Here is a 23,618-nt window from a genome sequence, read left to right as displayed (position 1 = left end):
GGTGCTAGTGCGGCAGGTAGAAGCTCGCCTTGGCTTCGAACGTGGTGTTGAGTTGCTCTTGGTTACGGGCTTGCAGCCGCACTTCGTGAGCACCCGACGCCAGCGCCGGGCTGTGAGGCAGGCGCAACTGCACCGGCAGCGCCACAATGGCTGCCGGAGGCACTGTCACCGTGCCGACTGTCTGCAACTGCAGACCCGGAAGGCCGCTGGCGCTCAGTGTGAGGCGCAGCGGCCGCTCCGTGCGGTTGATCAGTTGCAGTCGGTAGACGTTTTCAGTTTCGCCGTCGCCTACCTGGCGTGCCAGCGTGTTTCGGTCCTTGATCACATCGATCACCAGGTCCTGCCGGTGCGTCAGAGTCCAGCCGAAAGCCATCAGCATGGCCGCGAGTGCTGAGCCGTAGATCAGCACGCGCGGCCGCAGCGCCCTGCGCATCATCTGTGCTCGTGTCCAGCCGCCGGCCACGCCGTTTTCTGTGGCGTAGCGAATCAGGCCGCGCGGCGCGCTGATCTTGTCCATCACCTGGTCACACACGTCAATGCAAGCGGCACAGCCGATGCATTCATTCTGCAGCCCCTTGCGGATGTCGATGCCGGTCGGGCAGACTTGCACACAGAGCGTGCAGTCGATGCAGTCGCCCGTGCCCTGTGCGAGCAACTCGGCACTCTTCTTGGAGCGGGCGCCGCGCGGTTCTCCGCGCCGGGCGTCGTAGCTGATGATCAGCGAGTCGGCGTCGATCAGCGCGCTCTGGAAACGCGCGTAAGGGCAGATGTACTTGCACATCTGCTCACGCAGCCAGCCGGCATTGCCGTAGGTTGCGCCAGCGTAGAACAGCACCCAGAACAGCTCCCAGGGGCCGAGGGTGGGCAGGCTTGATGCCAGCGTTCGGATTGGCGTGAAATAGCCGACGAAGCTGAAACCGGTGACTAGCGCCAATCCGATCCAGGCACCATGTTTGGCGCTCTTGCGGACCAGCTTGGCTGCGCTCCAGGGGGCAGCATCGAGCTTGATGCGGGCTTGGCGATCGCCTTCGGTATGGCGTTCGATCCACAGGAACAGCTCGGTATACGCAGTCTGTGGGCAGCTGTAGCCGCACCACAGCCGGCCGGCAAGCGCGGTGAAGAAGAACAGCGCCAGCGCACTGAGCACCAGCAGTGCAGCAAGGAAGATGAAGTCCTGTGGATACAGCACCAGGCCGAGCACGTAGAAGCGCTGTGCTTCCAGATCGAAAAGCAAGGCTTGGCGGCCGTTCCACTGCAGCCAGGGCATGCCATAGAAGAACAGCTGGGTGATCCAGACCATGGCCCAGCGCCAATTGGTGAAACGTCCACTGACCGAGCGCGGGTAGACCTTGGCCTCGGCGGCGTAGAGAGAGCTGACCTGGCGGGCGGCCGAGGCGGAATCAGGAGGCATGGAGATCAGGCTTCTAGACTGCGCTTGGGCGTGGCACGCTGCCCATTCTTCGGTAGTGCGATCACCTTGCCGCGCGTTGCAGCCGCGCGCCGAGGTCGCAGCATGTCAGCCAAGCTGTGTCGGTCAAGTTGTTCAAGAAAGGCAGCCAGCGCGTCGTTGAATACGCCGGTCAGCGCGCAGGCGCCGGTAATGGCGCAGGCGTTGTTCTGGCCCAGGCACTCGACCAAGTAGAAATCAGGCTCCACGGCACGAACCAGTTCTCCGAGCATGATGTCCTCGGGCGGCAACGCGAGCTTCATTCCGCCACCTTTGCCTCGCACTGTGTTGATCCAGCCGCCCAGCCCCAGTTGGTGGGTGATCTTGGTCAGGTGCGCCTCTGAGATGCCATAGGCTTGCGCCACCTCGGCGGTTGTGCACAGGCGCTCAGGATGCTGTCCCAGGTAGATCAGCAGGCGCAGCGCATAGTCAGTCATCGTAGTCAGTCGCATCGCGATTTCCTTGCTTGCTGGACCAGTGGCTATCCCGGCAGTCCATCGGCACGCGGGCGCAGCAGTATCGGTGTATACCGCCACAGGTACAAGGCGAAGGCCAAGCTCCATAGCGCAGCCGACATCTGCACGCTTAGCATCAGCGCTGAAGGGATGGCCAATGGCAAGAACACGCGCACCAGGGCGGCTCCCAACATCGCCAGAAATGCTGCCTGCTCGAAAGGCCCAGCCTTGAGCGGCCGGCCGGTATGACCCAATGCAGTGCGGGTGATCATGCCGAGCGTTATCAGGCCGATCACGCCGACCGTCAGAGCATGTGTGGCGGGGCCGGCAACGATCCAGCCTAGGCTGGCGGCGGTACGTAGCGCCAGATGGATCGGTAGCCACAGATACGCGGCATGCAACACCCATACCAGCGGGTTGCGCAGGCTCTTCCACGGTTGCCACAGCCACCAGCGCAGCAGATGGGCGCCGAACGCCAGCGGCAGGACGATACACAGAGGAACGCCATCGATGCCAAGACCGTCCAGCAGCATCAGCAGCAGCACGCTGCCCAAGGCCGCTTTCTCGACCAGCGGCTCACGCTGCGCCTGCATGCCCGGCACTCCGTTGTTGGAGAACATCGGCACCACCCGGCCAGCCATCACCGCCACCATGAAGAGCACGATGTCCAGCGCCAGTGGCAGGAACGATCCCGGCGCCGTCGGCAACCAGCCCAGCAAGCTCAGGTGCAGCGCACCACTGGCCGCGCCCATCATCAGCAGGAGAGCGACAAAGAAATAGTTGCGCCGGTTGCCACCAGCGCGCAGCGCGCGCCACAAGCCCCAGGCCGCGAGCCACGGCACGGCCACGTTGAGCAGTGCCGCTGCCTCGGCATACGGCGTCAGAACCAGGACGCGCGCGGCAATCCACAACGCGGCAAGCGCCATCAGCGGACGCCCGGTGGGCGTGGGCTGCCCCGACCAGTTGCGCCCGGCAGTGAACAGAAAGCCGATGATCACGGCAAGCGCGTAGCCGAACACCATCTCGTGTCCGTGCCACACGGCGCCGCGCAGCCAGGCGCGGTCTAGAAGTCCGGAAAATTGCAGCGCCCACAGCGGCACCGTCAGCAGTGCTAGCGTGGCCGCCAGCAGATAAAAAGGCCGAAAACCCAGTTGCCACAGCGCGATACCGCCCTGCGCACTGGGGCGAGGCTCCTGCAAGGGAATGAAGAGGCTGTTCATGGCGGGGTCCAGTGCTCAGCCGCCGCAACTGCCGCAGCAGGTTTTTGCCTGCGGGCGACGGCCGATTCGGGTGCGCCATTCGAGAGGTCCGGCTTGCATCACCTCCCAGTCGAACTGCCCGGTCCATTGCGCCTGAAACTGTGCCTTAAGCGGCAGCGGCTCATGGTCGCTCAGCAAATCGATCCAGCCACCCACCGGCAGCTGTTCGAAGGTCGCGAAGATGCGGGCGTGGCGTTCGCGGGGTGCGATCAGGCGCACATCGATCAGGGGCATCCCGTGGGGCATCTGGGCTGTGTTCATGCTTCACTCTAAAGGTGTATGTAAGATGAAGCTATTGTGGGGTGCTTGACCGGTAAATGCAACTTTTTATATGCAGCTTTTGATCTGGTTCAAGCCCATGCTCGCCCGCGCAGTGGAGCATGCGGGAATGAAGACTTCTGTCATTCCGCTGGTCTACAGCTGCTCTGGATGTTCAGATGCCGCGCAACTCGCGAATCACTTGGCGGTGCGCCTGGACCGCGCCGGGCTGGCGGAGATGTCCTGCATTGCCGGGGTCGGCGGCGGCGTGCCGAACTTGGTCCGAAAGGCGCGCGAAGCGGCCGAATCCGGCAGGAAGATTCTGGCGCTGGACGGGTGTGTGCTGGCCTGCACCCGCGCCTGTCTCGGCGCGCAAGGACTGACACCGAGCCAGCATTTGCGCCTGCATGAAATGGGTGTGCGCAAGCACTACCACGCAGATTTCGATGCCGGGCAAGCGGACCAACTGTTTCAGAGGGTAGCTGACATCGCTGTGTCGCTTGTTGCGCCAGCGCCTTGCTCTGATCGAAGCAGTCAAAGCGCGGTCTGAGCCTGGGCGCTGACTTCAGGTGCAGAGCCACAGCGGTGCTCTAAGGCGACGCTGAACAAGTCCCCGCGATAGGGCGCGCCCTGGTTCGGGATGAGCTGCAAGGCACGAACCGCAGACGTAGCTTGCGGCTACGGCGAGAATTTGCAACGCAGCAGATCGCCCAAAGCAGGGATGCGCAGTGCGCGAGGGACTTTTTCAGCGTTGCCCTAAGCTGCCAGCAGGCCCGCTGGGCTGTGCTTGAGCGCGACCGTGACCATGAAGCCGAACAAAACCAGCGCCAGTACGAAGAACAGTGCCTTGTGCCTGCGCGTACGGCCACGTTTGAGCGCAAGCGAGCCCAGCACGATATAGAGCAGCAGCAGGACCAGCTTGGTGCCTAGCCAGTGCTCTCGCGCCGGGTTCAGTCCCAGCATCGTCCAGAGAGTGAGGCCAGCTGCGAGAAGCAACACGTCGATGGCCACGCTCAGGCGCCGCACCCAGGCAGCCATCGGCCAAGTTGCGCCAGCCAGCACGCCCAAGCCGCGAGCGGCAAACAGCGCACCGCTGGCGCTGACCAGCCCGATATGACTGTTGCGGAGCGTCATGTAATGGTCCAGCAGGGTCGGGCTCATGATCCGATCATCTCAGCATCAGAAGCGCCCGCGCAGCGCCAAGCGCCAGGTGCGAGGCGCCTCACTCCAGGTGTAGAGCGCGGAACGTTGGGCCAGGTCAAGGTTACCCAGATTGCTGGCGCCGAAGTCCAGGTCGAGTTTGGGGCTCATCGCATAGCCGACGCTGAAGGCGGCTACTGTGATGTCCGGCACCCGCTGCGGCGCTTGTCCGGTGACACCCGTGGTCAAGACCATGCCGGCCGAATGGTCGGCGCGCAGGCTGGCACGCCAGGCGCCATGCACCCAGTCGAGGCTGGCGCCCAGGCTGTGGCGAGGGCGCTTCTCCAGCCGCAGCCCGGCGCCGTCGCGCGCGTCAAGATACTGGTAGTTCAGCTGCAACGCGAAGCCTGTGCCCAGACTGTGGCGCACGCCGAGCTCCAGCCCGCGCAGGCGGGCATGCTCAACATTGTCAAAGCGCAGGGTCTGGCGCGTGCCGGCGCTGCCGATCAGCGTGGAAAGAACCAAGTCCTCCACGCGGTTGTCGAACAGCATGGCCTGCACGCCAGCGTCGCGACTGTCCCAGGCCAGGCCCAGCTCGGCCGAGCGATTGCTCTCGGGGCGCAACGCGGGGTTGGAGACATAGGTGTAGGGACCTTCGTCCTCAGTGAAACCGGGCGTGATCTGCTTGAGTGTCGGGGGCTTGAATCCTGTGCTGTAGCCACCTTTGAGCGTCCAGCCGGGCGCAGCGCGCCAGACGGCATACAAGCGTGGGCTCAGCTGGGTGCCGACGCACACCGCTGGACCTGCCGCTGAGCGCTGCGCAGCTGGTCGAAGGGCAACCCTGGCTGGTGGCGCAGCAGGGAGCGGATGCCGTGTTGATTCATCTGGACGCACGCCGGCTTATCGCCAGGGTGCCAGCAGCCGATGCGCTGTCGGCGCGACTGCAGTTCACGCCGGATGGTGTGCGGGTTTTGGTCTTCGGTGAGGGTCAAAGGCAGCAGCGCCTCGACACCCGGCGATGGCTGTTGCTGGAGCCTTGATTCAAGCCTCAGCCTGCGAGTAATGCGCCAGCCGGCGTGTGTCCGGGATGTGGATGTCGCGCTTGTCCACCCGGATAAGGCCCGCCTCATCCAGCTCACGCAGCACCCGGGAAAAATACTCTGGCGTCAGCGAAAGGCGGGCCGCGATGGCCGCCTTGCTCACTGGCAGGGAAACCGTCAGCGGCCTGCCGCTGCTGCATTTCGAGGGGACTTCGTCCGCTTGATCAAGCAAATAGCCCACCACGCGTCGCAGCCCGCTGTGCAGGCAATAGGATTCCACGTCCCGCAACAGCCCCTGCATGCGCTGCGAAGCCCCGGCCAGCATCCGCAGTGCAAAGGCTGGATGCTTCAGTACCAGCGCGGTGACGGCGGTCTTGGGCACACGCACCAGCAGGGCAGGCGTCAGCGCCTGCACATTCAAGCCGTGGCTGTGCTCATTGAAGACGCACAGCTCGGCGATGGGCTGTCCCGGACCGGCCAGCTCAAACACCTTTTCTGCGCCGTTGTCAGCCACCGAGTAGACCTTCAGGTGGCCGGTGACGACCAGATGGAAGGCGTCACAGCGGTCGCCGGCCGCGAACAGCATTTCGCCGCGTTCCAGGCGCTGTAGGCTGCAGCCGTCACGGGCGATGCGCTCACGGTCCTGCGCCGGCAACTCGCTGAACAGCGGCAGCACGGAAAGATAGCGGACGAGATCGAAAGTGGTTGTCATGGTGCGCTCTCCCGGGAAACTTCTTGAGAGCGCGATTCTTCGGCCAGCGGCGCCAGCGAGTTTGACTAGCATCAAGCCTGAGCGGCGACTAGTTCGAGAGAACTATGTCGACAGGATCTACCCTCGTCCGTTCGAACGAAGCCGGGCCGCAGGCTCAGCGTCACGGCAGCTATACAGGACGTGCAGGGTAGTGTGACAGGCCTTGCACATCGAGAATGCGGATGTCGCGCTTGTCGATCTCGATCAGGCGTGCGGCCTCCAGTTCGTGCAGCACTCGGGAGAAGTATTCCGGCGTCAGGCTCAGGCGCGAGGCCAGCGTGGCCTTGCTGACAGGTAGTGAAACCGTTATCACCTCGCCGCTGACGCAATCCTCAGCCTGTTGGTCACGAAGCAGGTAGCCGATGACGCGTTGCACGCCGCTGTGCAGCGCGTAGGCCTCAACGTCATGCACCAGGCCGTGGAGGCGCCTGGAGATGCCGGCCAGCATACGCAGCGCGAAGCGCGGGTCGTGCGCAATCTCGGTCAGCACGGCCTGCTTGCTGACACTCAGCAGCAGTGTCGGTCAGGGCCTGTGCATTGATGATGTAGGGCTTGCCGGTGAACATCAGCGCTTCGGCGAAGCTGTGGCCGGGAGCGACCAATTCGATCACCTTCTCCTGCCCGGCGGGTGAGATCGCATAGAGCTTGACTTGCCCCGTCACCGTGACATGGAACTCCTCGCAAGGCTCGCCGACGCGGAAGATGGTTTCGCCGCGCGCCACCCGCAAGAGCCGGCAACCGCCGGACAAGCGCTCCAACTCCGTAGGCGACAGATCGATGAACAGCGGCAGTACCGAGAGATAGCGAGGAAGGTCAAAGCTGCGGGCGTCCATTGGAAAGGCTCCACCGCCCAGGGGACGGCCTGCTGCGATTGTGTCGATCTTGCGTCTGTGCTGCCTTGACTCCGGTTAAGTCCGAAGCCGATCAAGGGTGCAGCAGTTCAGGCTGCCCCTGATATGGTGTGGAGCATGAATCTCCTGGGGAGGAGAGGGAATTCCGCGCACCTGGCGCTTGCTTCGGCCGCAATACGTCTCGGCCGAGCAAGACCCACCGCAGGATGGTGCCGAAGGTGGCGGTGCCGATGCCGCCCAGCGCCCGGCCTGGATTGGCGCGGGTGTCCGAGTCGGCATGGCGGGTGTCGCTGAACCTCTCGATCACGTGCTGCACACCCATCACAGCAGTCTTCGGACAGGGCAGGGGTTCGTCAGGCGCGTCCACATCGGCGGGGGTGAGGCGCATGTCTCCGCCGCTGAACATCGAGCGCATGGATGGACGTCCTTCCGTTCTCTTGTCGCAGGGGCGCTCCACCGTGCCAAATGTGTGAGCAGGGTGGAGAGTCTCGCGACGCCGGTTCAGCCCTGGCGCGCCAATTGGGCGTAGAGCGCCGTCAGCCGCTGTGGCAGCTGGGTGGGCTGGCGCACCTGGGCCCAGCCTTGGCGGCCGAACAAGTGCGGCAGGTAGGCATGTGCCTCTTCGTCGATGCTCAGGCAGAAAGGCGTGAGCCCGGCCTCACGTGCCTGCGCCACGGCGTGACGCGTGTCCTCGATGCCCCAGCGACCTTCGTAGACGTCCAGGTCGTTGGGCTTGCCGTCGGTCAGGATCAGCAGCAGGCGCTGGCGCTCTGGGCGCTGCGCCAGGCGCTCGGTAGCAGCGCGCAGGGCGGCGCCCATGCGTGTGTAATAGCCGGGCTTGATGGCGCCCACGCGGGCCTGCGCCGCCGCGCTCCAGCGCTCGTCGAAGGCCTTGAGCAGCTGCAATCGCACATGGCTGCGCCGTACCGAAGAGAAGCCCAGCATCTCGAAGGCATCGCCGCAGCCGTCCAGCGCCTCGCCGAACACATAGAGCGCTTCGCGGATCACATCGATCACGCGCTGCTCGTTGCTGCAGTAGGCGTCAGTGGACAGCGACAGATCGGCCAGCAGCAGGCTGGCCAGCTGGCGTTCGCCGCGGGCACGGCGCGCGAACACCGCCGGCTCGGCGCCGCGGCGGTCGCCCTGGCTGCCGCAGGCGTGGCGCACCCACGCATCCAGGTCCAGCGCCTCGCCGTCGGTGCAGCCGCGCTGCCATTGCGGTGCGGCGCGCAGCACCTCGAGGCGGCGCCGCATGCGCCGGGCGGTCGCGCGCAAGGCCGGCGGCGGCTCGAACAGGGTGCCAGGGCGCGCCTGCAAGGTGTGCACGGCGCAGTACGCGGGCAGCAGTCGCTTGCGCTTCCAGTCCCATTCGGGCAGCGCCAGCGGTGCACCCAAGGGCACATCGTCCTGTGCGGCGCTGGGCAGGTCGAGGTCGAACTTGATGCGCGAGGCGCCAGTCTGGCCCTTGCGGCTGAGGGTCAGGCGCTCCATGTCGTCGGCGGCGCGGCTGGCATTGCCGTCGTCCTCGTCGTCCTCGCCGCGGTCCAGCGAGGCACGCTCGCTCCAGGTCATGATGGATTCCAGCTTGGAAGCCAGCAGCAGTGGCGCGCGCAGCTGCGCGTCGGGATCTGCCTGTCGGCTGCGTCTGCGGGTGGCACCACCGTTGGCAGCCGCCGTTGCGCGCTGCGAGGCCTGGCTATCGCTGCGCTTGCCAGCGCTTGCTGCGGCCGGTGTGTTCACGGCCTCCAGCCACATCCAGACTGGCGCCACGTTGACTGGGTCGGCACGGGCAGCTTCCGGCGGCGCTTGATCTCCGTCGCGCAGTGCCGCATGAACTGCGGCTTCGGCGGCGTCCAGCGGCCGGCCGCTGCGCGGCGCTGGCCGTAGTGCCAGTTCGGCATGTCGCAGGCGCTCCCAGCGCGGACGCAGGCCGGGACAGCGCTGCAACGCACGCGCGCTGGCGGCCAGGTTGTCGGCGATCCAGCCGTGGCTGGGCTGGTAGGCGGCGGCCAGTGCGGCCAGCCAAAGATACAGATCGCGGTTGAGCTGCAGCTCGGCGTGCACGGCAATGCGCGGCGGCAGGGCCAGCGTGTCGGCATCGAGCTGCGGGCGCTCCGCGCGCAGTCCGCTGCCGGCCAGGCGTTGCAGCCAGTCGCGTGTGCCACCGCTGCGGGCTGCACCGGCCGGCACCAGGCGCACCCCCGGCGGCCCGCCAGCGGCGCGGAACAGCAGGCCGGCGCTTCGCTCGACCTCGGCCAGCGTGACGGCGGCCTGCGCATGGCTGGAGTCAGCCACGCGCGTGATGAAGCGATGCCAGCGTTCGCCGATCCACTCTTCCATCTCAGCGCTGCTCCTCGCGGCGTTGGCGCAGCGTCTCGCGCACTGCCTCCAGGCCGACTTTCCATTCCAGGTTGACGCCTGGCGTGGGCCGCGCGGCATGCGAGCTTTCGCACTCGGTCACGCATTGGCCGCACTGCACGCAGGAGAACATCATGCGTTTGATGTTGCGCGGGTTCAAGCGCATCGGGCAGGCCACGTCGCAGGCGCTGCCTTGCGGGGCCTGCTCGGTCTCGCAGCCGCGGCAGTCGCGCGCGCGGCGGCGGTCGAATGCCACCACCAAGGCCTTGGGGTTGGCCATCCAGGCCAAACTCTGGAACAGGCCGACCGCGCAGCCGAAGCGGCAGAACAGATGTCGCGCCAACAGCAGCTCGGCAGTGAAGACGCCGCCAGCGATCAGGATGAAGCGGGCCTCGGCCGGCGTCAGCGAGGCGCTCAGCAGATGACTCCAGACCCGCACCGGCGGCAGCAGATAGGTGAGCAGCGTGATCGACCACAGGAAGCCGAAGAAGGCGCAGCTGATGAAGAACAGCGGCCACCAGCGCGCATCGGGCGCCTCGCCCGGGCGCAGCGTGCGCTGCCGGTCCCACAGGCTGAAGCGGCCGCTGGCCTTGTGCAGCAGCGCGTTCAAGCCTTCCACCAGCGAGAAATGCGGGCACAGCCAGCCGCAGTAGAGCCGGCCCCAGCGCCAGGCGACATAGAGAAAGCCGCCCACCAGCGCAAGCGCTGGAAGGATGCCGCGCATGATCAGCGCCAGCGCGGCCTCGGTGGGCGTGACTTGATGCTGCGCCAGCGCGTCGATCCCCAGACTCCAGCGCAGGCCCAACACCCAGAGCTGTGTCTCGGTGAGATCGAAGCGCAGCAGGTTCAGCGCCGGTGCCAGGAGGAACAAGGCGAAGAAGGCCGCCTGCGCGAGGCGCCGCTGGCGCTGCAGACGCGCCAGTGGCAGCGCGTCGTTGCGCTGGAACAGGGCAGCGCGGGCCGGATCAGGCATGGCCGAGCACCGCGGCCGCCACCTCGGCCAGGGCGGCCACGGTCTCGCCGTCGTCGCTCAGAGCGGCGATCACCGCGGCCTGCACCGCATCAGCCAGCGGCAGGCCTGCCACTGCCAGGCGAGCAGCCATGACCAGCAACCGGGTGCTGGCGCTTTCTTCCAGATCGTGGTCGGTTAGGCGGCGCAGCGCCTGCGCCAGCCATACCAGCTGCGCGGCCATGTCAGCCGTGCAGCCGCTCTCGGCCTGCACGATGCGGGCCTCGATCTCGGGCGTCGGGTAGTCCAGCGCGAGCGCCACGAAGCGCTGGCGCGTGCTGGGCTTCAAGCCTTTGAGCAGGTTCTGGTAGCCAGGGTTGTAGCTGATCACCAGCATGAAACCTGGCGCGGCGGCGATCTGCTCGCCGGTCCGCTCGATGGGCAGGACACGACGGTCGTCGGCCAGCGGGTGCAGCACCACGGTGGTGTCCTTGCGCGCTTCCACGACCTCGTCCAGATAGCAGATCGCGCCTTCGCGCACCGCCCGGGTCAGCGGGCCATCGCACCAGCGTGTGTCGCCGCCGGCGATCAGGTGGCGGCCCACCAGATCGGCGGCGCTGAGGTCGTCGTGGCAGCTGACTGTGATCAGCGGACGGTTCAGCCGCGCCGCCATGTGCTCGACCAGCCGCGTCTTGCCGCAGCCGGTCGGGCCCTTGATCAGCAGTGGCAGCCGCGCCGCATGGGCCTGCGCGAACAGTTCGCACTCGCGGCCCTGGGCCGCGTAGAACGGTGCCGTCTCGCAGGCCTGGGCCAGCATGTTCATGCCGTCCTCAGCGCTGCGTTGCCGGCAATCCGCTCGTCCTCATCGCGGCCAGGGCCAACGAAGAAGGCGGCCAGATAGGTCAGCAGTCCGGCCAGGAACATCACGCCGCCGGCGACCCGCACCCAATAGAAGAAACGCAGTTGGTCTTGCGTGGCCATGAAGCCCATTGCGCCTTCGGTGGGGATGCGTTGCAGCCAGACCTGCAGGATGCCGGCGCCGGTCAGTGCCAGCACCATCACGGCCATGCCGATGCTCATGATCCAGAAACTCCACATTTCCCAGGCCTGGGCGCGCTTGGAATTGGCCTCGCGACCGCGCAGGATGGGCATGGCATAGCTGATCACTGCGATCACGACCAGCACATAGGCGCCGTAGAAAGCCAGGTGGCCGTGTGCCGCTGTAATCTGGCTGCCGTGGGTGTAGTAGTTCACCGGGCTCAGCGTGTGGATGAAGCCCCACAGGCCCGCGCCCAGGAAGCCCATCACCGCACAGCCCACTGCCCACAGCACTGCTGCCTGGTTGGGATGTTCGCGCTTGCGACGCTGCACCATGTTGAAGGCGAACAAGGTCATCATGAAGAAGGGTATGGGCTCCATCGCGCTGAACACGCTGCCCACCCACTGCCAGTAGCCCGGCAGGCCGATGAAGAAGAAGTGATGGCCAGTGCCCAGGATGCCGGTGACCAGGGCCATCGTGATGATCAGATACAGCCACTTGTCGATCACCTCGCGGTCCACGCCGGTGGTCTTCACCAGCACGAAGGCCAGCAGCGCGCCCATGATCAGCTCCCAGGTGCCTTCCACCCAGAGGTGAACGACGAACCACCAGTACATCTTGTCGCGCACCAGATTGCTGGGGTTGACGAAGCTGAACAGGAACATCAACGCCAGGCCCCACAAGCCCATCAGCAGCACCAGGGTGATCGCAGTCTTGCGGCCTTTGAGCACCGTCATGCTGATGTTGAACAGGAAGGCCAACGCCACCACCACGATGCCTAGCTTGGTAGGTAGCGGCTGTTCGAGGAACTCGCGGCCCATGGTGGCGAGGATGTCATTGCCGGTGGCTTGCGCCAGGGTGGCGTAGGGCACCAGCAGATAACCCAGGATGGTGGCTGCGCCAGCGGCCAGGAAGATCCAGAACAGCGCGATCGCCAGTTTGGGGCTGTAAAGCTCGGTCTCGGCCTCCTCTGGCACCAGGTAGTAGGCCGAGCCCATGAAGCCCATCAGCAGCCACACGATCAGCAGGTTCGTGTGCACCATGCGGGCGATGTTGAAGGGGATGTAGGGGAAGAACAGATCGCCGATCAGGTATTGCAGGCCCAGCGTGATGCCAAACACGATCTGACCGATGAACAACCCGATCGCGCCGATGAAATACAGGCGAGCGACGGACTGCGACTTGAATTTGAGCGTAGCGGTTTTCATTTCGTGCTTACCCCTCGATATTGGGCGGCCACTTCTCGGTGTCCACGCCGTTGGTCCATTTCAGGAACTCGACCATGTCGTCAAGCTGGGCATCCGTCAGATGGAACTGGGGCATCTGGCGCCGGCCTGGTGCCTGGGTGGGTTGGGCCTTCATCCATGCCTTGATGAAGTCCGGGCCGCGGCGCGTGTAGACATTGCCCAGTTCGGGGGCGAAATACGCCCCTTCGCCCAGCAGCGTGTGGCAACCGATGCAGTTGCGGGTTTCCCAGATGTGTTTGCCGCGCACGACGGCCGGGGTGATGTCGCCCGACTTCGAGCGCGCCGGGATGCGTTGCTCGGTGTCGAAGATCAACACGGCAAACAGCAACACGAAGAATGCCGTGCCACCGTAGAAAATATTGCGCGCCATCTGGCTGGTGAAGCCTCGGCTCATGGTCATCCTCCGGGGATAGATTGGGATGCCGACAGCCTAGGGAAACGCTCGGGAATTTCCTTGAAGCTGTATAAGAAATCCAAGTTTTGCGTCGCTTGGGATCCCCTGCGTGGCGGCTACGCTGCAGAACTGCGCTCGGGGACTGCTCCCTCGTACACTGATCTGCATGAACATTTCCTCATTTGATGAACTCTTGCTGGCTGCTCGCCAGCAAGCGGAGCCTCAGCGTCTGCTGATGGTTTTTGTTGGCGCAAGCCTTGGCGAGGAGGCCAGCCAAGCCGAGCGCGCAGCCTTCGAGCAGGGAGCCGGCGGCGAGATTACTCCTCTGATGTGCGTCGACAAGTGCGTGACGGAGCTGTCCGACTTTGCATCTCTGGCCGGCGAAGCTGACACCATGGCGCAAGCCTGGGTGCTGGTTTTTGCTGGGGCAATTGCTGCCGCAGCCGAGGCGCGTGAAGTCGACACGGCGCTGCGCAAACTGGTTGAGTCGGTCCGTGTCGGGCAAGTGCAAAGTTTGGCCGTCTTCAATCGCGAAGGGCAGGCAGTGATGCTTCGCTGATGCGGCCGACTTGAGCCGCTGCGCCCCAGGGCCTTGGGGCAAGCAGGCGTTTTCGGGCGTCTCCTTCGGCATGGTCTGCTTGGCGCTACGACTCGGCGTTGGCTGAGACGCTACACCGCCAGAGGGGCCTCAGGGGGGCTGCCCTGTGTCGGCCAGGTGTTCCCGCTGCAGCGCAGTCGCGCCCGCGGTACTGGCCGAATTCCGCGTTTCAGCCACCGGTCGGGTCACCCTGCACGACGCGGTGATAGGCGACTCCTGCGCTGAGGTCTGCGCTATTCAGCGAGCGCGTCGAGCGGCTTGCATGCCGGCCTGTTGAACGCAGCCGAGCCTCGAACAACCCGTCATGCCCTAACGCCATATGTCGTGGAGCACTTCTGGCCTTGATGTGGGACTTGTCCTGGGTCAGTTCAGAACGATGCTCGCGCAATGTCGTCTCCCGCATCGGTGTTTTCAGCTGGCAGCGCACCGGGTTTGCGCCGGCGCAAACTCTGAGCAGTCTTTCGGTATTCGCCTCCTGGCACTACATATAGTGTCCGACATCGAATCGAAACACTAAATGTGTGTGTTTCATTCGGCTTGCCGCTGAAGAGAAGTGCCATGTGCGCGCATCAGAGACCTACCCTTCTTTGCCCAGACGCCGCCGCAGCGGCAGACACAACATGTCCATGAAAATCCCTGCTCAGACCGATTCATTGCCTGGACTGCCTTCCTTGATCAGCAAGCGCAATGGGCGTGAGCTGGCGTTCGATCCCGAGAAGATCGTTCAGGCTCTTGTCCGGGCGGGTGCTGCTTGCGATGAACTCGACGCTGGCGGCGCGCGGCGCCTCACCTACGAGCAGGTCTTGCCTTCGCTTGCCGCACAGCAGATCTGCAGGCCGTCTGTCGAGGCGGTGCAGGATCTGGTTGAGGCGGCGCTGTTCGACGCCGGGTACCGCCGGACACTTCGCGCCTATGCCGTCTACCGGGAACAGCACCGCAGCCTGCGCAAGGCTCGGCAGACCCTGGTCGATGTGCAGGCGACGATGGACGAGTACCTGGGTCAGCAGGATTGGCGCATCAAGGCCAATGCCAACCAGGGGTGGAGCCTGGGCGGGCTGATTCTGAACGTATCCGGAAAGGTTGTGGCCAATTACTGGCTGGACCAGGTCTACCCGCCTGAGATCGGCCAGGCCCACCGGGAGGCCGACATCCACATCCATGACCTCGACATGCTGAGTGGCTACTGCGCCGGCTGGTCCTTGCGTACGCTGCTAAACGAGGGGCTGAACGGTGTTCCCGGAAAAGTTGAAGCCGGCCCGCCCCAACATCTGAGCAGCGCGGTCGGGCAGATCGTCAATTTCCTCGGCACCTTGCAAAACGAGTGGGCGGGCGCACAGGCCTTCTCCAGCTTCGACACCTATCTGGCGCCCTATGTGCGCAAGGATGCTCTGGGCTACGCGCAGGTCCGCCAGGCGATGCAGGAGCTGATCTACAACCTCAACGTCCCTTCGCGGTGGGGCACGCAGACGCCGTTCACCAATCTGACCTTCGACTGGACTTGTCCGGACGACCTGCGAGAGCAGGTGCCGATGATCGGCGGGCGGGAGATGCCGTTTTGCTACGGCGATCTACAGGCCGAGATGGACCTGATCAACCGTGCTTACATCGACGTGATGATGGCCGGGGATGCCAAGGGGCGCGCCTTTACTTTTCCGATCCCCACCTACAACATCACCCGGGACTTCGATTGGGACAGTCCCAACTCGCAGGCTCTTTTCGAGATGACGGCGCGCTACGGATTGCCGTATTTCCAGAACTTCCTGAACTCCGAGCTGCAGCCGAATATGGTGCGCTCGATGTGTTGCCGGCTTCAGCTCGACCTGCGCGAGTTGCTCAAACGGGGCAATGGCCTTTTCGGCTCTGCCGAGCAGACCGGATCCCTGGGGGTGGTGACTGTCAACTGCGCGCGCCTGGGCCATCTGCACGCCGGTGATGAGTCTGGACTGCTGGCCGCACTGGATCGCCTACTGGAACTAGGGCGCGACAGTTTGGAGATCAAGCGCAAGGTGATCCAACGTCTGATCGATGAGGGATTGTTCCCCTACACGAGGCGCTACCTGGGAACTCTGCGCAACCACTTTTCGACGCTGGGAGTCAACGGCGTCAACGAGATGCTCCGCAACTTCAGCGCGGACCGGGAGAACATCACGACGCCAGCCGGCCATGCCATGGCGGTGCGTTTGCTGGACCATGTCCGTGCGCGCATGGTGGAGTTCCAGGAACAGACCGGGCATCTCTACAACCTGGAGGCAACGCCGGCGGAAGGAACGACTTACCGCTTCGCGAAGGAAGACCGCAAGCGCTTCCCAGGAATCCTGCAGGCGGGAACACCAGAGCAGCCCTACTACACGAACAGCTCGCAACTGCCGGTGGGCTTTACCGATGATCCCTTCGAGGCGCTGGAGCGCCAGGACGAGTTGCAGCGCAAGTACACGGGAGGCACCGTGCTGCACCTGTACATGAACGAGGCGGTGTCAAGCAGCGCGGCCTGCCGCGAACTGGTGCGCCGGTCCTTGTCGAGCTTCCGCCTGCCCTACATCACTGTCACGCCAACTTTTTCGATCTGCCCCAAGCATGGCTATCTGAGCGGGCATCACGAGTTTTGCCCCAGATGCGACGGTGAGTTGCTGGCCTGCAGCGAAGCTGCCTGCGCCTGAAGAACCTCACATTCCCCGATCTCTACTCTCCACAACCAGGCCCAAGGAGGCCAAGCACCATGCAACGACAACAGAACCAGTCCTTCAATCAAGTCCAGTCTCCGCTGTTGCGCGATGAGGAGCGGCAGCGCTGCGAGGTATGGACGCGGGTTATGGGATATCACCGCCCGGTCAGTTCCTTCAACACAGGAAAGCAGGGTGAGTTTCGCGAGCGGCTGCACTTCGAGGAGTCGCGTGTGCCTGCGGGACGCTGAGCACAGGGAAGGGCAGCCAGATGAAGGATCTTTGCGTAGGCGGGCTGACGCCGTTCAGCACGTCGGATTGGCCGGGACATCTGGCTGCTGTGGTGTTCGTGCAGGGGTGCCCCTGGCGCTGCACGTACTGCCACAACGAGGACTTGCAGCAGCGATCGGCAGCCAAGCTTGATGGCGGCACACTGTTGGCATGGTTGAAACGTCGTCGGGGCCTGCTCGACGGCGTCGTGTTCAGCGGTGGAGAACCTCTGATCGATAGGAGCCTAGCGAGCGCGCTTGAGCAGGTGCGCAATCTGGGTTTCGCGACAGGACTGCATACTGCTGGCATCTATCCGGCCAAGCTGAAGCAGATCCTGCCCTTGCTCGATTGGGTCGGGCTGGACCTGAAGGCTTCGCTCGATGCCCAAGGCAGCTACAGCCGGGTGACGGGGGCCAAAGGCGCCCATCGGCCCGTGCTGCAGTGCCTGGACCTGATTGTGGAAGCGCATCACCGCACAGGCCTCAGCTATGAGTGCCGCACGACCTATCACCCAGAGTGGATCGATGAACCTCAGCTGCTGAGGACCGGAACCCAGTTGGCCGCCCGGGGCGTGAAGCACTGGGTGCTGCAGGAAGCCCGGGCGACACAGCATTGGCAGCCGGCCCAACATCTGACGTCAAGCTTCGACAGGCTGTCGTGGCTGCTGGATCTGCTCAAGGTGCACGTTCCCAGTCTGGTCTTGCGACCAGCGGCGGTGGCGTGAGCGCGCGGGGTTTATGCCCACCATTTGTGGTGGCCTCGCGTTCACTCCGCCTTGCTGCTGCACACATCAATTCCCTTCTCCGCGTGCCCAATTTGCACAGTCAGCGGACGACGAAAATTCTCCGTTCGTCCGAGCCGTCGCCATCTTGCCGCCTTTGCTGTTGACGGGCGCTACAGGCTCCAGCAAGCCGAAGCCGGTAGATCAGATGGCCGCTCGTGTTCGGCAGCATCGATGCTCGCTCAAGAAGCGCCTACTGATCAGTGCAGCATGTGTTGCATCGCACAGACCGAAGAGCCGCGTGTAATGGTGTGGAGCTGTGGGCTGCTGAATCAACGCAGCTTGAAGCTCGCGACAAGCTCAGTCAGTTGCTGCGCCTGGTTGCGAAGGCTTTCGGCTGCGGCAGCGCTTTGCTCCACCAGCGCTGCGTTCTGCTGTGTTACCTGATCAAGCTGGCCAACTGCTTCGCCGACCTGGCTTATGCCGCGCGACTGCTCGCTGCTGGCGCTGGCGATCTCACTGATCAACGTGCTGACCCGCTGAACCTCGGCCACGATGTTCTGCATAGCGCCGCCGGCATGCTCGGCGAGCCGGTTGCCGTCCTCGACCTGGCGCTGACTATTGCCGATCAGACTCTTGATCTCGCGGGCCGCCTCGGCGCTGCGTTGAGCCAGGCTGCGGACTTCGCCGGCCACCACGGCAAAGCCGCGGCCCTGTTCGCCGGCGCGCGCAGCCTCCACCGCTGCGTTCAGCGCCAGGATATTGGTCTGGAAGGCGATGCTGTCAATGACACCGATAATCTCGACGATCTTGTTCGACGACACTGAGATCGCGTGCATGCTGCTCACGAGCTCGTTCATCACCTCGCCGCCACGGTTCGCGGCTTGGCTGGCTCCGCCAGCCAGTTGCTGTGCCTGGGCGGCTGTCTGTGCGTTGTTGCGCACGGTGCTGGAGAGTTCCTCCATCGTCGCAGCGGTCTGCTGCAGATTGCTGGCCTGACTCTCGGTGCGAGCGCTGAGGTCGGCGTTGCCTGTCGCGATCTCGCTGGATCCGGTGCTGATGCTCTCGCTGCTGTCTCGCACCTGGCTCACGATGACGCGCAGGTTCTCGGTCATGCGACCCAAGGCTTGCAGCAATTGAGCCATCTCGTTGCGGCCGCTGGCCCGTATGCTGGCGCTCAGATCACCGGCGGCGACCTGCTCTGCCAAGCCCAGGGCCTGGCGAATCGGGCCAGTGATGGAGCGACTCACTTGCCAGGCTAGCCAAGCGCCCAGCGCAATGGCGACGAGTGTGCCCACGATGTTCAGCATCAACACCTGACGCTCCTGCTGCCGGGATTCGGTGTACTCCTTGGCCGCCTCGTCGATCTGCAGCTTGATCAGTCCGTCGACACCCTGCTGGGCATCGGCGCCCATCGGCACGACCACCGACTTGTAGGTACGTGCAGCGATGTCCATGGACCTGTCCCTCACAGCGTCACGCACCGTCAGCAGCCCATCCTTCACATAGCGAGTCCGCACCGCGAGGAAAGCGTCTGCCATCGTAGATTCCTGGGCGGTCATGGTCGAAGCGGCGTAGGACTTCCAGGCCGCTGCGACCTGCTCAATGTTCGCGCGCAGCCTCGAGTCCAGCCCGCTCAAGCTGGCCGGTTCTGCCATCATTTCGGCAACCAAAACGCGGTTCTGCAACATCAACGAGTTGACCCGGGCCAGGTGCTGCAGCGGCACCGCGCGGTCTTCGTAGATATGGCTGCCACTTTGCGCAATGCTTCGCGCACCCAGACTGCCCATGACCGCGATCAGCAGCAGGAGTGCGATCACAGCAGAAAAACCCAGCGTCAGCCGGGCACCGATCGTCAAGTTCTCAACTGTTGGCATCTGCTTCTCCCTGTTAGGCGGCTGGCAGGTGACGCAGCTCTCTTGCCGCGTTAGGTCGTATAGGGAGTGTGCTTGCGCTGGACCACGGCCAGCCAGACCTGTCCCTTGAAAGAGCTCAAGTCGGCATCGACAGACGTTTGACTGCTGCCACAAAGCGCTGCAACTTAGGCGAAAGCACACCGGGTGCCAGCCGGATATCGATCAGCTGGAAGCTCCCGCGCCGTGCCTGGGCCCAGAACAGGGCTTCTTGCAGCTGGCCCACTGTCTCGACCCGGTAGCCGGTGCCTCCCATGCCGGAGGCCATCGAGGCGAAGTTCCAGTCGCCGCGGTCGTGGTACCCGCCCTCGGGCTGGAAGGTGCGCAGCATCTCCCAGCTCGCGTTGTTGAGCAGCAGCACGATGGGATCGCAGCGCAGGCGCCTCGCGTTGCCCAGCTCCCAGCCCGTCATCTGAAAGGCGCCGTCGCCCACCAGCACCAGGGGGCGTCGACCGGTAGCTACCTGCAGGCCCAACGCTGCGGGCACACCGTATCCCATGGTGGCGTAGTAGCCAGGTGCGATCAGGTCGGTGGGCAGCAAGTCCAGCGCCGTGAAAAGGCAGTCACCCACGTCGCAGGCGACAGGCATGCTCCCATGGGCGAGCATCAGCGCATTGGCAGCGGCGGCGATCGCCGCTGGTGTCACCGGCTCCTCAGGCGCCGGCAGCGCAATGGCAAATGGCGTCGGGGTTGACTCGGGCTTGGGTGCTCGGGTCGGGAGCCGCTGAAGCAGGGCTTCGACCAGTGCAGAGATCGGCACTTCTGGGTAGATATGGTGACCCATCTCGACCTGACCCTGCCAGACCCGGATCGCATGGCGGAAGTCGATGCGTCTGGCTGAAACTGCGAAATTGGTATCACTGACGATAGCGCCCAGCAGCACCAGCGCGTCTGAGCTTTCGACCTGCTCAGTCAATGCCGCATCGCCGGCCAGGCCCAGATAGGTGCCGGCCAGACGGCAGCCCGAGCCGTTCAGCAGGCCGCGGCCCATCAGCGTGGTGGCCACGGGAATTTCCAGCCGGAGCGCCAGTTCAGCCACCTGAGCTTCGATGCCGAAGCGGCGAATTTCTACACCAACCAGCAGCATCGGTCGGTACGCCTGGCGCAGCCGCGCCAGCAACTCGTCAGCGCAGGCGTCCAGTCGTTCGCGGTCCACGAGCACCGGCGCCACTTCCGGCACCGGGCCGCATTCGCGCTCGGGGCAGTCGCGCGGAATCTCCAGATACACCGGGCCGCAGCGGTGGAGCGCGCTGTCCAGTACCCGTGCAATCAAGGCTGGAGCGGTAGCGGGATCGTCGAGCCGCGCTCGGTCCACTGTCACCTCCTCGAAAAGCCGCCACTGCGAGTCCAGGGTCTTGACCTGGTGGTGCAGCAGCAAGCCGCTGGCTGCCTCATGGGCGGCCGGCGCCCCCGATATCACCACCAGCGGCACCCGCTCGGCGTAAGCGCTGGCGACGGGATTGATCATATTCAACGCACCGGCGCCATAAGTGACTGCAGCCACGCCCAGCCCGCCGCCAACTCGAGCTGCAGCGTCTGCCGCAAAGCCCAGGCCTGGCTCGTGCGAGAGCGTGTGAAGGGGCAGGATGGCGGCCTTCTCGATCGCGCCGAACAGTGGCAGTGCGAAGTCGCCGGGAATGCCGAAGACCTCAGTGGCGCCACGTGCCTTCAGGGCCAGCAGCAGTTGCTGGGTCAGGTTCATCGCAGTGCTCATCGGTTTGTCACTCACAGGATCAGCGCTGCATGGTTGTCGGGTGCCATGGCAACGGGCCAGGCCAGCATGCGTGCGCCGCTGCCTTGCCAGCGCGCAATGCCAGAGGCCGCCGCCATCAGCAGGCCGGTTTCGCCGGCTTGACTGCACCAGCTGACCAGCGCGCAGACTTCGCGCAATTCGGCCAAACGAAGCAGATCGGTCGGTGCGTCTGGATGCCACAGCAAGCCGCGGCCGGCCTTCTGTGCACTGAGCAGAAAGCTGCCGCCTGGGCCAGCGGCGATGTCTCCGGCATAGCCCGCACCATCAGCAGCCCAACTCGGCAGGCTGAGCTGCTGGCCATTGAAAACCGCCAGCAGCGGCGCCGAGCGGCGCGCCTCGGTGCTGTCGTGCTCGGCCTGCAAGCCGATGCCCAGCAGGCGGCGTTCGCCGCCCCGCGACCAGGCCATGTGGCGCAGGCTCAGCCGCTTGTCGGGCAGCTGCCAGCGGCCGAGCAGGCGCCCATCCTCGGTACTCAGCCGCACCAGACTTGGGTCCATCACGTCCAGTGAATGCTTGCGTCCGGCCGCATCGCGCGGGATGCCTCCGTTGGCTACCAGCAGGCTGGCGTCCGTCTCATCCAGCAGCAGATGGTGCGGGTCCATGCCATGACTGGGCCATGCCTCCTCGCAACGCAGGCTTTGCGCGTCGCGCCGGACAATCCAGCCTAGACCGCTACGCGCATCAGTCTCCGTGCTGTAGATCCAGCGTCCGTCAGCGCTGAGAAGCAGGTGACCGTTCAGGGTTCGCGACGAGGACTCGTCACTGATTGGGTTCAGCAATCGCGGGGGACGATTGGCGTCCGCATCGACATGAATGAGCCAGGTGCCAGGCCGCGTCGCCACAGCGTAGAAGCCGCCGCGGCGGTCAGCCACCAGGCCATGGGCACGGCCTGGCACGCGCAGGGCTCGCAGCAAGCTGATCTGCTTGGCTTGCCAGTCCAGCCTGACCAGTCCCACATGATCGGCACTGCCTGCGTCAGGCTGGCTGTCGCTCAGGGCGCTGCCGCTGCGCCATGCCAGGGCCAGATCCTGGGATGACGCCTCTGAGATGCTGGAAGCCCGGCTTTGAGCCGGGGTAAGGGTCGAGCTCAGCGCAGTCAGTGCGCTCATGAAAACACGTCTTTGCATCTGTCGCCTGATTACTGGTGCAGGCCGCTTGCCGGCCAGTCCTTGATGAGGGGGCCGATCGCATCCAGTGTGTTCTTGAGGATCAGCCCATACTCAGTGTCGCCCTCCATCACGAGGGCGCGTTCGAAGAAAAGGCGGTCTGCGTCCTCCTGACCTCGCAGCAGGCGCCAGATGGCCTCGCTGCGTGCACGCAAGGTAAGCGCTGTGGTGCCGTCCCTGGCCCGTGCGACTCGAAATCCTTGTGGCCCGAGCCGGAGCCTCAGCCGCAGCCCTGGCTCGATCAACTCCAGCTCGACGACACGGCCCTGCAGGGCCTGGCGTTGTGCTGCGTCCAGACGTGGCCATAGCAGCTGGTCCAGCGCACGCGCAGCCAGAAAGGAGGGGGGCTCCGCGGGCAGGCGCCGAACCAGAGAGCGTGCCGTCGCCAGCAAACGCCGCACAGCAGAGGTTTCAGACATGGGCGACCTCCAGCATGCCAGGTTGACGTTGGGCGAATCCATGAACCAGGGCGCCAGGCAGTGGCAGCGCCTGCAGCTGCTCCAAGGTGGCGGCGGCGCAAGCGCCTTGATTGAATACCGCGTCGAACTGCTGCAGCACCTCGGCAAAGCCCCGGCTGCAAGGTGAGAGCCGTAGGCGAGTAACGCCTGCGTTGCGCAGTTCTGGCCCTTGCGCGATCAGACATTGCATCGTCGCGGACTGTGTCGCAATCCCGTTGAGTGCAAGAAATGGCTGCCCCTCGCCGGTGCGCAGCAGCAGGCCATCGGCATCGTCCCGACATCGGAACTCGCATTGGTCCTTGCTCAGTCGGTGGTGGCGCGCGGTGAAACAGCGTGCTGAAAACGCCAGGGGCATACGGCCGAAGCCAAAAACCTCGGTCGGAACTGTCTGCCCGAGTCCCGGCGGATTGATGCGAGCGATGGCGTCCAGCGAGAGCTCCATGGCTGGTACCCAGGCGCTGATGCCGTGCTCCGTCAGATGCTCCTGCAGCGCGCTCGCGCTATAAATATTGAGGTGCGGACCCAGAACCAGTGGCCGTCTCTGAGTGATAGGGAGTCGGCTCCATGCCTGCAAGGCTGCAGCATCGCCAGCCTCGATCTCGAACTCCTCTTGTTCTACGCTGCGGCGCAGCGTGCGCAACTCGGCCTCGCTCATCAGCAGGGGCATGGTTGCCAGGCGCACGGTCTTCCCGCAGGCCTGCAAGTCGCGGCCCAGGGCCAGCCAATCGTTGAAGCTGAACTCATTGCGGCGCGAACAGGTCACCTCGCCCAGCACTATGGTCTGGGCCGGGCCTTCAGCCAGCTCGGCGTAGAACTGCGTCAGTTGCTGGCGTGGCCACCAGTACTGCAGGGGACCAACCGTGAGTGTGATCGGGTGGGTGGTTTTCATGT

Annotated in this window: 24 protein-coding genes and 1 pseudogene; 6 read left to right on the top strand and 19 right to left on the bottom strand. The window is 64.6% G+C overall.

Going from position 1 to position 23,618, the window contains the following annotated elements; all coding sequences use genetic code 11:
• Window positions 1-4: 4 nt before the first annotated feature.
• The 4 genes from ccoG to V3596_RS01725 are packed head-to-tail and all read right to left on the bottom strand — an operon-like array spanning window position 5 to window position 3,422.
• The gene (gene ccoG / locus V3596_RS01740; protein WP_334275865.1) at window positions 5-1,411 is read right to left on the bottom strand and encodes a cytochrome c oxidase accessory protein CcoG; all 1,407 of its coding nucleotides are present in this window, start codon (window positions 1,409-1,411) and stop codon (window positions 5-7) included.
• Between the two features lie 5 nt (window positions 1,412-1,416).
• Window positions 1,417-1,899, bottom strand: a complete 483-nt coding sequence (locus V3596_RS01735) for an RrF2 family transcriptional regulator (protein WP_334275864.1) — start codon at window positions 1,897-1,899, stop codon at window positions 1,417-1,419.
• Window positions 1,900-1,928: 29 nt separating this feature from the next.
• Window positions 1,929-3,122 (bottom strand): NnrS family protein, encoded by a 1,194-nt coding sequence (locus V3596_RS01730; protein WP_334275863.1) that lies wholly within the window; start codon window positions 3,120-3,122, stop codon window positions 1,929-1,931.
• A gap of 15 nt (window positions 3,123-3,137) precedes the next feature.
• Entirely contained in the window at window positions 3,138-3,422 is a 285-nt protein-coding gene (locus tag V3596_RS01725; protein ID WP_334275862.1) for a DUF2249 domain-containing protein, read from the bottom strand.
• A gap of 127 nt (window positions 3,423-3,549) precedes the next feature.
• Between V3596_RS01725 and V3596_RS01720 the strand changes: the two genes are divergently transcribed.
• Window positions 3,550-3,969, top strand: a complete 420-nt coding sequence (locus V3596_RS01720; protein WP_334276472.1) for a putative zinc-binding protein — start codon at window positions 3,550-3,552, stop codon at window positions 3,967-3,969.
• Window positions 3,970-4,175: 206 nt separating this feature from the next.
• On the opposite strand, the gene V3596_RS01715 is transcribed toward V3596_RS01720, so the two are convergent.
• Together V3596_RS01715 and V3596_RS01710 are read right to left on the bottom strand one after the other, a co-directional pair.
• Window positions 4,176-4,580 (bottom strand): SirB2 family protein, encoded by a 405-nt coding sequence (locus tag V3596_RS01715; protein WP_334275861.1) that lies wholly within the window; start codon window positions 4,578-4,580, stop codon window positions 4,176-4,178.
• Window positions 4,581-4,598: 18 nt separating this feature from the next.
• Window positions 4,599-5,324: a TonB-dependent receptor gene (locus tag V3596_RS01710; protein ID WP_334275860.1), complete on the bottom strand. Its 726-nt coding sequence runs from the start codon at window positions 5,322-5,324 to the stop codon at window positions 4,599-4,601.
• Window positions 5,325-5,326: 2 nt separating this feature from the next.
• On the opposite strand from V3596_RS01710, the gene V3596_RS01705 reads away from it, so the two are divergent.
• Window positions 5,327-5,599: a hypothetical protein gene (locus tag V3596_RS01705; RefSeq protein ID WP_334275859.1), complete on the top strand. Its 273-nt coding sequence runs from the start codon at window positions 5,327-5,329 to the stop codon at window positions 5,597-5,599.
• 1 nt (window position 5,600) lies between these two features.
• Here V3596_RS01705 and V3596_RS01700 read toward each other — a convergent pair whose 3' ends face one another.
• The 8 genes and pseudogenes from V3596_RS01700 to V3596_RS01665 all read right to left on the bottom strand — a co-directional run bounded on the left by V3596_RS01700 (window position 5,601) and on the right by V3596_RS01665 (window position 13,188).
• Window positions 5,601-6,311 (bottom strand): Crp/Fnr family transcriptional regulator, encoded by a 711-nt coding sequence (locus V3596_RS01700; protein ID WP_334275858.1) that lies wholly within the window; start codon window positions 6,309-6,311, stop codon window positions 5,601-5,603.
• Window positions 6,312-6,480: 169 nt separating this feature from the next.
• Window positions 6,481-7,183: pseudogene (locus tag V3596_RS01695) on the bottom strand (Crp/Fnr family transcriptional regulator).
• A gap of 91 nt (window positions 7,184-7,274) precedes the next feature.
• Window positions 7,275-7,616: a hypothetical protein gene (locus tag V3596_RS01690; protein WP_334275857.1), complete on the bottom strand. Its 342-nt coding sequence runs from the start codon at window positions 7,614-7,616 to the stop codon at window positions 7,275-7,277.
• An 86-nt stretch (window positions 7,617-7,702) separates the two neighbouring features.
• Entirely contained in the window at window positions 7,703-9,541 is a 1,839-nt protein-coding gene (locus V3596_RS01685) for a nitric oxide reductase activation protein NorD (RefSeq protein WP_334275856.1), read from the bottom strand.
• 1 nt (window position 9,542) lies between these two features.
• Window positions 9,543-10,532: a 4Fe-4S binding protein gene (locus V3596_RS01680; protein WP_334275855.1), complete on the bottom strand. Its 990-nt coding sequence runs from the start codon at window positions 10,530-10,532 to the stop codon at window positions 9,543-9,545.
• Complete coding sequence (locus V3596_RS01675) at window positions 10,525-11,331, bottom strand: CbbQ/NirQ/NorQ/GpvN family protein (RefSeq protein WP_334275854.1); 807 nt, start codon at window positions 11,329-11,331, stop codon at window positions 10,525-10,527. Before V3596_RS01675 ends, V3596_RS01680 begins: the two co-directional genes overlap by 8 nt.
• Window positions 11,328-12,755 carry a cbb3-type cytochrome c oxidase subunit I gene (locus V3596_RS01670; RefSeq protein WP_334275853.1) on the bottom strand — a complete coding sequence of 476 codons (1,428 nt, stop codon included), beginning with the start codon at window positions 12,753-12,755 and terminating at the stop codon, window positions 11,328-11,330. Before V3596_RS01670 ends, V3596_RS01675 begins: the two co-directional genes overlap by 4 nt.
• A gap of 7 nt (window positions 12,756-12,762) precedes the next feature.
• Window positions 12,763-13,188 (bottom strand): c-type cytochrome, encoded by a 426-nt coding sequence (locus V3596_RS01665; protein ID WP_395385775.1) that lies wholly within the window; start codon window positions 13,186-13,188, stop codon window positions 12,763-12,765.
• A 166-nt stretch (window positions 13,189-13,354) separates the two neighbouring features.
• On the opposite strand from V3596_RS01665, the gene V3596_RS01660 reads away from it, so the two are divergent.
• The 4 genes from V3596_RS01660 to V3596_RS01645 all read left to right on the top strand — a co-directional run bounded on the left by V3596_RS01660 (window position 13,355) and on the right by V3596_RS01645 (window position 17,440).
• Window positions 13,355-13,747 (top strand): ribonucleotide reductase subunit alpha, encoded by a 393-nt coding sequence (locus V3596_RS01660; protein ID WP_334275851.1) that lies wholly within the window; start codon window positions 13,355-13,357, stop codon window positions 13,745-13,747.
• Between the two features lie 665 nt (window positions 13,748-14,412).
• Entirely contained in the window at window positions 14,413-16,443 is a 2,031-nt protein-coding gene (locus tag V3596_RS01655) for a ribonucleoside triphosphate reductase (RefSeq protein WP_334275850.1), read from the top strand.
• Between the two features lie 59 nt (window positions 16,444-16,502).
• A complete protein-coding gene (gene nrdD / locus V3596_RS01650) occupies window positions 16,503-16,697 on the top strand; it encodes an anaerobic ribonucleoside-triphosphate reductase (protein WP_334275849.1) in 195 nt (64 codons plus the stop codon).
• Between the two features lie 20 nt (window positions 16,698-16,717).
• The gene (locus V3596_RS01645) at window positions 16,718-17,440 is read left to right on the top strand and encodes an anaerobic ribonucleoside-triphosphate reductase activating protein (protein ID WP_334275848.1); all 723 of its coding nucleotides are present in this window, start codon (window positions 16,718-16,720) and stop codon (window positions 17,438-17,440) included.
• A gap of 329 nt (window positions 17,441-17,769) precedes the next feature.
• On the opposite strand, the gene V3596_RS01640 is transcribed toward V3596_RS01645, so the two are convergent.
• The 5 genes from V3596_RS01640 to V3596_RS01620 form a co-directional block, all read right to left on the bottom strand.
• On the bottom strand, window positions 17,770-19,314 hold the full coding sequence (locus V3596_RS01640; RefSeq protein ID WP_334275847.1) for a methyl-accepting chemotaxis protein: 1,545 nt from the start codon (window positions 19,312-19,314) through the stop codon (window positions 17,770-17,772).
• 115 nt (window positions 19,315-19,429) lie between these two features.
• Entirely contained in the window at window positions 19,430-21,064 is a 1,635-nt protein-coding gene (gene ipdC / locus V3596_RS01635) for an indolepyruvate/phenylpyruvate decarboxylase (protein WP_334275846.1), read from the bottom strand.
• A gap of 11 nt (window positions 21,065-21,075) precedes the next feature.
• A complete protein-coding gene (locus V3596_RS01630; RefSeq protein ID WP_334275844.1) occupies window positions 21,076-22,212 on the bottom strand; it encodes a DUF1513 domain-containing protein in 1,137 nt (378 codons plus the stop codon).
• A gap of 29 nt (window positions 22,213-22,241) precedes the next feature.
• Window positions 22,242-22,688, bottom strand: coding sequence for a ubiquinone anaerobic biosynthesis accessory factor UbiT (ubiT, locus tag V3596_RS01625; protein WP_334275843.1), 447 nt, complete (start codon window positions 22,686-22,688; stop codon window positions 22,242-22,244).
• On the bottom strand, window positions 22,681-23,616 hold the full coding sequence (locus V3596_RS01620) for a U32 family peptidase (protein ID WP_334275842.1): 936 nt from the start codon (window positions 23,614-23,616) through the stop codon (window positions 22,681-22,683). Before V3596_RS01620 ends, ubiT begins: the two co-directional genes overlap by 8 nt.
• Window positions 23,617-23,618 lie beyond the last annotated feature (2 nt).

Source organism: Roseateles microcysteis, assembly GCF_036880965.1.
Taxonomy (GTDB): Bacteria; Pseudomonadota; Gammaproteobacteria; order Burkholderiales; family Burkholderiaceae_C; genus JAUASW01.
Note: the sequence above shows the minus strand (reverse complement) of the source record. Positions and strands in the feature narration are given on the sequence as shown.